The sequence below is a fragment of the Curtobacterium sp. B8 genome (assembly GCF_000333315.1).
Classification (GTDB): Bacteria; Actinomycetota; Actinomycetes; order Actinomycetales; family Microbacteriaceae; genus Curtobacterium; species Curtobacterium luteum.
In genome coordinates, this window is sequence record NZ_BACW01000051.1 from 1 (window position 1) to 8,928 (window position 8,928).

The 8,928-nt window shown below is 72.3% G+C and carries 7 protein-coding genes and 1 pseudogene; 3 read left to right on the forward strand and 5 right to left on the reverse strand.

The features are described 5' to 3' along the window. Together I59_RS01470 and I59_RS01475 are read left to right on the forward strand one after the other, a co-directional pair. Nucleotides 1-547, forward strand: a pseudogene (locus I59_RS01470) (Fic family protein); the annotation flags it as partial. 9 nt (nt 548-556) lie between these two features. Continuing rightward, on the forward strand, nt 557-2,737 hold the full coding sequence (locus I59_RS01475) for a S9 family peptidase (protein WP_022902361.1): 2,181 nt from the start codon (nt 557-559) through the stop codon (nt 2,735-2,737). A 217-nt stretch (nt 2,738-2,954) separates the two neighbouring features. On the opposite strand, the gene I59_RS21205 is transcribed toward I59_RS01475, so the two are convergent. Genes I59_RS21205 through I59_RS01495 form a run of 3 tightly spaced genes read right to left on the reverse strand, consistent with a single transcriptional unit; the run spans nt 2,955 to nt 5,658 of the window. Next, nucleotides 2,955-4,496: a CYTH domain-containing protein gene (locus I59_RS21205; protein WP_022902363.1), complete on the reverse strand. Its 1,542-nt coding sequence runs from the start codon at nt 4,494-4,496 to the stop codon at nt 2,955-2,957. Continuing rightward, nucleotides 4,493-5,305 carry a hypothetical protein gene (locus I59_RS22470; RefSeq protein ID WP_022902364.1) on the reverse strand — a complete coding sequence of 271 codons (813 nt, stop codon included), beginning with the start codon at nt 5,303-5,305 and terminating at the stop codon, nt 4,493-4,495. Before I59_RS22470 ends, I59_RS21205 begins: the two co-directional genes overlap by 4 nt. Further along, nucleotides 5,302-5,658, reverse strand: a complete 357-nt coding sequence (locus I59_RS01495) for a PadR family transcriptional regulator (protein ID WP_022902365.1) — start codon at nt 5,656-5,658, stop codon at nt 5,302-5,304. Before I59_RS01495 ends, I59_RS22470 begins: the two co-directional genes overlap by 4 nt. Before the next feature lie 88 nt (nt 5,659-5,746). Here I59_RS01495 and I59_RS01500 point away from each other — a divergent pair, with 88 nt between their 5' ends. Next, nucleotides 5,747-6,019: a mycoredoxin gene (locus I59_RS01500; RefSeq protein ID WP_022902366.1), complete on the forward strand. Its 273-nt coding sequence runs from the start codon at nt 5,747-5,749 to the stop codon at nt 6,017-6,019. Nucleotides 6,020-6,135: 116 nt separating this feature from the next. On the opposite strand, the gene I59_RS01505 is transcribed toward I59_RS01500, so the two are convergent. After that, nucleotides 6,136-8,271, reverse strand: coding sequence for a DEAD/DEAH box helicase (locus I59_RS01505; RefSeq protein WP_031272370.1), 2,136 nt, complete (start codon nt 8,269-8,271; stop codon nt 6,136-6,138). A gap of 451 nt (nt 8,272-8,722) precedes the next feature. Next, nucleotides 8,723-8,928, reverse strand: a 206-nt coding sequence (locus I59_RS22475; protein ID WP_031272372.1) for a hypothetical protein, incomplete at its 5' end; no start/stop codon positions are given.

Below are 8,928 nucleotides of genomic sequence, written 5' to 3' on the forward strand. Positions count from 1 at the left end.
GTCGGTGCACCCGTTCACCGACGGCAACGGTCGGATCGGTCGGGCGCTCGTCGCGGCCGTGCTCCGGCGCCGCGGACTCGGACTGCGCGTCACGGCACCGGTCGCGGTGGTGCTCGCGGCGGAGCGGGACCGCTACTTCGGCCTGCTCGAGGCGTACCGGTCCGGCTCGGTCGACGACCTCGTCCGTGACCTCGCCATCGCGATCGGCACCGTGTGTGACGAAGCGACGACGACCGCGCTCCTGCTCGCCGAGCACCGCACGTGGCTCGCCACCCTCGGACTCCCGGCCGCCCTCGCGCACGTCCTCGGCCACGAGCCGTTCGTCTCCGAGGACACGCTCGAGCGCCTGCTCCCCGCGGGGATCGAGCCCACGGTCACGCGACTGTGCGGCGTCGGGGTGCTCCTGCCCCTCACCGCCCGACGGCGCGACCGTGTCTGGCGGGTCGTCGGCGTCGCAGCGGAGCTCGAGGCCTTCGTCGAGCGGGTCACCGACGCCGTGGGTGCCCGGCAGGTGCCGCTGCCCGCGCCGATGGGGGCCTGCGCATAGGGTGGGGGCGTGAGCAGCGAGCACGAACAGGCCACCCCGCCCACCGCCGCGAAGCGCCCGGTCACCCGGTCGCACCACGGCATCGACTTCGTCGACGACTACGAGTGGCTGCGTGACAAGGAGTCGCCGGAGACGCTCGCGTACCTCGAAGCCGAGAACGCCTGGACCGAGGCGCAGACCGAGCACCTCGCGCCCCTGCGCGACCGGATCTTCGGCGAGGTCAAGGCCCGCGTGCAGGAGACCGACCTCTCCGTTCCCGTCCGGATGGGTGACTGGTGGTACTTCACGCGGACGGCCGAGGGGTCGCAGTACGGCGTGCACTGCCGCGCACCTATCAGCGGTCCGGACGACTGGACGCCCCCGGCGATCGAGGCGTCGGCCGACGGCGGGACGACCCTCCCCGGCGAGGAGATCGTGCTCGACAGCAACGCCCTCGCGGACGGCCACGACTTCTTCTCGCTCGGCTCCTACGACATCACCGACGACGGCACGCGGCTCGTCTACGGCACTGACACCGCCGGCGACGAGCGCTACACGCTGCACGTCCGCGACCTGACGACCGGGCAGGACCTCGCCGACGAGATCCCCAACACCGGCGCCGGTGCCACGTTCGACCCCTCCGGACGCTTCGTCTTCTACCCGACCGTCGACGACTCCTGGCGGCCCGACCGCATCTGGCGTCACGCGGTCGGGACGCCGGCGTCCGAGGACGTCCTCGTGTTCGAGGAGCCGGACGACCGCTACTGGGTCGGCGTCGGCATCACCCGGTCGTCGCAGTACATCGTCATCGAGCTCGGGTCGAAGATCACGTCCGAGGCCCTCGTGCTCGACGCGGCCGACCCGACCGGCGAGTTCCAGGTCGTCTGGCCGCGGCGCGAGGGTGTCGAGTACGAGATCGAGCACGCCATCGTCGGCGGCAGCGACCGCTTCCTGGTGCTGCACAACGACGGTGCGGAGAACTTCGAGCTCGTCGACGTGCCCGCGGACGACCCGACGTCCGAGCGTGACCGCCGTGTCGTCGTCGCCCACCACCCGGAGCGCCGCATCGAGTCCGTCGACGCGTTCGCCGGTCACCTCGCGCTCGAGTACCGGTCCGAGGCGCTCCCCCGGGTGGCGATCATCCCGATCGAGGACGACGGCTACGGGGATGCCCACGAGGTCCCGTTCGACGAGACGCTCTTCTCGGCCGGTCTCGGCGGCAACCCCGAGTGGGAGCAGCCGACGCTCCGGATCGGCTTCACGTCGTTCGTGACGCCGTCCGAGGTCAGCGACCTCGACCTGGCGACGGGCGAGGTGACGGTTCTCAAGCGGCAGCCCGTGCTCGGTGGGTACGACCCGGCCGACTACGTCCAGGAGCGCGACTGGGCCACCGCGGCGGACGGCACGCGCGTCCCGATCTCGCTGGTGTGGCGACGGGACGCGGTCGACCCCGACCAGCCGGCACCGCTGCACCTGTACGGCTACGGGTCGTACGAGCACTCGATCGACCCGGGCTTCAGCGTCATGCGGCTCAGCATGCTCGACCGTGGCGTCGTGTTCGCCGTCGCGCACGTCCGCGGGGGCGGCGAGATGGGTCGGCACTGGTACGAGGACGGCAAGACCCTCACGAAGAAGAACACGTTCACCGACTTCGTCGCGGTCGCCGCCCACCTCATCGACTCCGGTCGCACCACCGCGGACCGGTTGGTCGCCGAGGGCGGCAGCGCGGGTGGACTCCTCATGGGTGCCGTCGCGAACCTGGCGCCGGAACGGTTCGCCGGCATCCTCGCGGCCGTGCCGTTCGTGGACGCGCTGACGAGCATCCTCGACCCGGACCTCCCCCTGACGGTGATCGAGTGGGACGAGTGGGGCGACCCGCTCCACGACCCCGAGGTCTACCGGTACATGAGCGAGTACTCGCCGTACGAGAACGTCCGCGACGACGTGCAGTACCCGAAGATCCTGGCGGTGACGTCCATCAACGACACCCGGGTGCTCTACGTCGAACCCGCGAAGTGGACCGCGCGACTGCGGGAGGTCGGCGCGCCGGTGCTGCTGAAGACCGAGATGGCGGCCGGACACGGCGGCGTGAGCGGTCGGTACGCGTCGTGGAAGGAGCGTGCGTTCGAGCTGGCGTGGCTCCTCGACGTCCTGGGGCTGGCCGAGGTGTCCCCTGCCGCTGCGGACGCCGAGCCCGTCGCCGCCGGATGACCGACGCCCTCGCCGTCATCGCCGTGCAGGTCGGCGTCGTGCAGCCGCGGAGGGCTTCGACGTCAGGCTCGTCGGTGACGCGCACCACCCGGGGCGTCGTCTGCGACGAGCGTGGTCGTGACGGCGGAGCAGATCATCGTCCACACGAACCACTCCCGTGCCGGACTCCGGGACCCGGGGCAGCGGTTCGACGTCGCCGATGCCGACGCGGTGGTGCTCACACGCGGTTGAGCGTGTGCACCGCCTCGTCGTAGGACTGCTCCGCGAGTCGTACCCGGTCGCCCGCGAGGACGCCGTACCCGAAGGTCCCCTCGCCGCCGCGCTCGGCGATCCCGGCGTTCACGCGGAGCTGCTCGAGTGCGTGCAGGGAGCGGACCCGCTCGGTGAGGACCTCGGCCGCGTTGCCGATGCGCTTCCACAGCGCGTGCGGGAACGCGTCGTCGCCGAGCACGTCCATCGCCATGCGGGCGCGGAGCGTCGCGGTCCACGCGAGTTCCGTCGCGGCCAGTGCCGCGGCTTCCCGCTCGACGACCGCGACCTCGGCGTCCTCGTCGGCGACGGCGTCGCGCACGAGGTCGCGGATCCGGGGCTTCTCGACCGCGGACACGTCCTGCGCGACGTGCTTCGGGGACCGGAGCGCCCACGCGGTCGGCTGCGGCCGTTCCACGGCGTCGTCGAGGGCGTCGAGCAGCTCGAGGAACGGCTCGGAGTGCAGGAACGCCACCACGTCACGGACCGCGTCGGCCCGGCGTTCGCGGGTGGACGCGAGGATGCGCTCACGGGTCATGGCGTCGACGAGGGCGTCCTGCGCCGGGGTGGACGCCCGCGGCAGCCGCTCGACGAGGTACTCCGCCAGTGCTGCCCGTGCGGTGACGACCGCGAACGCGTCGGCGGCCGCTGCCGCCCGGTCGATCTCGTCCGTGGGCGCGAACGCCGGACGGTACGACCCGAGGACGGCGGCGATGCCGAGCGCCGTCGACGCGGTCTCGCGCAGGTCGGCGGCGGCGGCGGTCGCCGGGTCGCGGAGCGCGGCCTGCTGGTCGAGCAGCGCGGTGCGCAGCTTGCGGAGCCGCTTGGTGAGCGCGCGTGCGGCCGTGCCCTTGTCCGGCTTCTCTGCGGTGTGGAGGCGCGGTGCCGGTGCACCCGCCAGCCCTCGAGCCAGCTTCGACGAGACGGCAGCGGGGCCGGCGCCGACCGCGGCGAAACGGCCGTCCAGCGCGGCGAACAGCTCGTGGGCGATCTGCTCGTCGACGCCGCCGACGGTCTCGACCTCGACCTCGCGCCAGGTGCGAGGCGTCTCGGGAGCGTCGTCGTCGAGCCGCTGGGCGCGGACGGTGTCGTCGGCGAGCTCGGCGATCTGGTCGCCGTCCTCGTCGAGGAGGCGCGTGACGGTGCGGGTGGTGGTGATCCGGACGACCGGTCGGAGGCGCCGTCCCCGACGCTCGGTGAAGAGCGCCGCGAGGACCTCGTCCGGGACGCTGTCGGCGTCGTCGGTCAACGGGAAGTGCTGCTCGTGCCGGACCGTGTCCGAGGCCGCGCGCTTGATGTGCCAGCCGGCGTCCGGCCCCCCGGTCCGGCGGCGGACCGTCACCCGGGCGGCGACGAGGTCGTAGCGATCGGTGTCCCAGTAGGTCGCATCGAGTTCGAACGGTTCCTGCCGGTCGGACTGCAGGATGCCGCCGACGCCGATCAGGTCGGGGAGGTCCCCACCCTCGGGCAGGTCGTAGGTGCGCTCGATCTCGAGGTGCGTGTCACTCACACGCTCTTGTCTACCAGGGCTCCCTCGGGGGCCACGAACCGGCGCGAGCGATCGGTGGAGAACCGGCTGCCGAGGAACCCGGCGAGGATGAGCGCGAGGTACGGCACGCCGAACAGGATCGAGTTCCACTGCGCCGGGAGCAGGGTCCACAGCGCTCCGGTGTGCTCCGCGGACACGAGGACCATCGGGAGGACGGCGAACGACCACGCCGCCCACGGGGTGCTCGTCGCGACGAACCACCCGACGAGCGGGACGAGCGTCAGGAGCAGGGAGAACTCGAACGGGATCGGTCCGGTGACCGGGAGGGAGGGCACGAGGACCATCACCACGGTCGCCGCCAGGACCATGCTCGCCCCGATGCGCCGTCGAGGAGCGGTCGCCCGCAGGAGGAGGACCGCCACCGCCACGGCGACACCGGGAACGACGTGCACCAGCGCTTGCCCTGCGAGCATCCCGACGACGCGCTGGGTGGCGGATCCGGCGTTCTGCTGCAAGAGCAACCACACGCCCGACGCGAGCAGCGACGCGATCGCCACCGCCACGAGCACGGGAACGGTCCGGACGCGGTGTGGTTCGGGACGGACGTCGAGCGGTACAGCGGTCATGGTGGTCCCCCAGGTGGTGCGACGGTCGGCTCGGCGGTGGAACAGCGCCGTGGTGAAGGCGCCGAACGCGAGCGCGGTCGGCGAGAGGTCGAGTTCGGCGGCGCCCTGCACGTCGGCGGCCCACTGCTCCCGGCGGGTCTCGCGGTGCGCGGCGGGCGAGATGGCGACGGCTGCGGCGACCAGCACCCGGTCGAGCGCGTTCACGACGCCACCGGCCGGGTGGTCGGACGCGCGCCGGCTGCGGGACGCGCAGCGGCGCGGGCGGCATCGGCCCGCGCGGCAACGAGGTCCCGCGCGGCAACGAGATCCCGCGCCGCGACGAGACCGTCGGCAGTGAACTCGTAGAGCCGTCGTCGTGGTCCAGACCGCTCGGCGTCGTCGTCCCAGCTCGACCGGATCCAGTCGAGCTGCTCGAGCCGTTCGAGGATCGGGTACACGGTGCCCGCCTGCCGTCCGGTCGCCTTGATGACGAGCAGCCCCCAGGTCGGTCCGTCCGCTGCGAGCAGGGCGTCGAGGACGTCGAGCGTGGGGGCGGTCACGCGCTTGATCGGTTCCATGAGCAGAAGCTACCTATGTAGAACAAGCACGTCAAGCCATGTCGGACAAGGCGGTCGTCCATCCAGACAGCGGGGTTACCCTGAGCACATGAGCGAGACGATCACCCGCGACGCGTTCGTGCCCGAGGCCGGCGGCGTCACGATGTTCACGACGAGCTGGTGCGGCTACTGCGCCCGGCTGAAGAACCAGATGACGAAGGCCGGTGTACCCTTCCGCGAAGTCGACATCGAGCAGACGCCGGGCACGGCAGAGCTGGTCGCCGAGGTCAACGGCGGCAACCAGACCGTCCCGACGCTCGTGTTCCCGGACGGCAGCACGGCGACGAACCCCTCTCTCGCCGAGGTGCAGTCGCGCGTCTGACCGCTGCTCGCCCGCACGGCGAGCCACGCACAACCAAAGCCCGCCGGAACCACGGACAACCGTGGTTCCGGCGGGCTTTGGTTGTGCGAACGCAGAACGCGCCACGCGCTCCCGCGCTACCGCGCCCCGCGCTCCAGCGCCTCGGTGAGCAGCGCCGCCATCGCGTCGAGCTGGATGTCGCCCGAGTCGACGATCTCCTCGTCCGAGCCGTCGAGCGCCCGGGCGGCCAGCGAGGCCTTCGAGTCGATGAGGTCCGCGATCTTGGTGTCGATCGTCTGCGCCGCGATGATGCGCCACGCGGTGACGGGCTCCTCCTGGCCGATGCGGTGCACGCGGTCGATCGCCTGGGTCTGCTCGGCGCTCGTCCACGACAGCTCCGCGAGGACGACGTTGGACGCCACCTGCAGGTTGAGGCCGACGCCGGCCGCGGTGAGCGAGCAGACGATGACGGCCACGTCGGGGTCGTTCACGAACGAGTCGATCTCGGCGGTGCGCTGCGACGGCGTCTGGTCGCCGCGGATCGTCGCCGTCCGCAGGCCGCGTCGGGCGAAGACCTCCTCCGCCTGGTCCATCACGTCGAGGTGCTTCGCGAAGAACACGACCTTGCCGACGTTCGACGCCAGCTGCGCCGCGTAGTCCGCCGCGAGCTGTGCCTTGGCGCGGCCGATGCGCCGGACCATCGAGAACACGTTCTCCCCGGTCGACGAGGCGTCCTGGTCCTCGAGCTCCCACCGCGCGACCTGACGGACGAGCTTGTGGTCGATGCCGACGACCGGGTCCTGGCCGGTGCGGGCGTCGAGCGCCTGGTGGTAGCGGCGGACGAGCTTCGCGGTGAGCTCCCGCTCGGCGTCGCGGATGGACCGGCCCTCTTCGCCGTCGAGCTCCACCGGGATGTCGGCGATGCGACGGGCGGGGATGTCCGCCGCGACGTCGACCTTGCGGCGCCGGACGATGCCGAGGTCGATCACGGCCTTGCGCGCCTCCGTGAAGAACCCGGGGTCGGCCGGCGTGAGCCCGATCTCCTCGAGCTCGTTCATGAGCTTCGCACGCGGCTTCTTGTCGTCGATCCAGCCGAGGTACTCCCAGATGGTGCGGAAGTCCTCGACGGAGTTGATCAGCGGGGTCCCGGTGAGCGCCATGAGCAGCGGGTGCGCCGTGCGCTGCCGGATCTTCTCGGCGAGCTGCAGCACGAACCGCGATCGCTGCGAGTCCTTGTTCTTGATGAAGTGCGCCTCGTCGACGACCATGCCCTTGAACCCGAACGACCCGAGCCACCCGGCGTGCCGGTCGAGGATCTCGTAGTTCACGATGACGATGTCGGCGAACCCGTCGAGGTCGTCGCCGTCGCCGTGGATCACGGTCGCCGTCCGGCTCGGGACCCAGCGGGCAGCCTCGCGTGCCCAGTTCGTCTTGACGACGTTCGGGACCACGACGAGCAGCGGGAAGGCGTTCGCGGCCTCGGCCGCGAGGAGCGACTGCGCCGTCTTGCCGAGACCCGGCTCGTCGGCGAGCAGGAACGTGCGGTGCCCCTGCGCCGCGGCGGCGACGAGCTCCGCCTGGTGCTTCATCAGGGTCGTGCCGGACTTCGAGTGCAGCGTCGACGGCTCCGGCAGCGGCATCGTCGCCGCGCCCCCGCCCGCGCCGTACTCGAACGACTTGAACAGCGGCCCGAACAGCTCCCAGTTCGCCAGGCGACGCGGGTGTGCGACGGGCTGGTCCGCGAGGGCGAAGTCGGGTGCGAGGAACGGGTTCGCGAGCTGCCGCTGCACGACCGCCTGCGGGACGACCGACCGGACCGGGGCCTCGACCGTCGGGGACGGCTCGGCCGCGATGACGAGGTCCTCGGGCTGCAGTTCCATCCCGCCGGCGATCATCATGTCGCGCTTCACCGTGCGGGTGGCCTCGCTGACCGACGCTTCCTCGGTCAGGAGCTGGATGACGCTCGTGTCACGGGCCGCGGTCTTCGCGAGGATCGTCGCGACGCCGTCGAGCCGCTTGAGCTGCTCGGCGCGCTGCGCGTCGGTGAGCTCCGTGTCGGCCTTCACCCGCGCGCGCTCCTCGCGCATCAGCAGGGCGACCGCCTGGAACTTGGACCGGTTCGATGCCTTGAGCGGTCCGCGTTGCGCCGCCGCCTCGACCTCGCGCACGGCGCGGGCGAGGACGGGGATGACGCCGTCGTTGTCGAGCGGCCTGGTACGGCGTGACGCGGTCCGCGTCCCGCCGGCTGCACGCCGGGTGCCTGATCGAGCCAACGCTCCTCCTGTTCCGCCCGTTCGTCACGGGCGAGCCGCCATCAGCGGAAGTCTCCGGCCGGGTCCAGGTGGGCCCGGCGCATCGCGGGCCACCGTGGCCCGTCGTCCGCCGCTCCCCCGCCGCCACGCTTCCGGAGCGTCCGCGGTCGGTTCCACGCGGGTGCCCCCGGCCGCCTCGTGGCGACCGTACGACGGCCCGCGCCGGGATCCGGCGCCGTCACACGCACGTGACGCCCCCTCGGGGCGGTCACGGATCCGGCACCCGCGTCCACCAAGCGGCGGACCGGTCCCGTCTGGATGCGACGGGACGCGCGGGCACGCGGTACGTGCGCATCCAGTTTACTCCCCGACCACCGACGGAGGCGAGTCGACGCTGCCCGCGCGCGTCGCGCCTCCAGTCCGGACCGTCACGACCCGGCCTGGAGGCACGGTGCACGTCGGTCGATCGGCGTCAGACCCGCGGTGCGGAGCGCGGTCGGACCGCGCCGTCGGCCGGCGCGACCGGCGTCGCCTCGGCGAGCGCGACGCGCGTCGCCGCGAGGAGCTGCTCGGCGGTCGCGATGCCGGTCCCGGAGCCGGTGGTCGCCTGACCGCCCGCGTGCGCGAGCAACTGCGCGCCGATCGCGGGGCCGATCCGGTCGGCCTCACCGGGGTCCG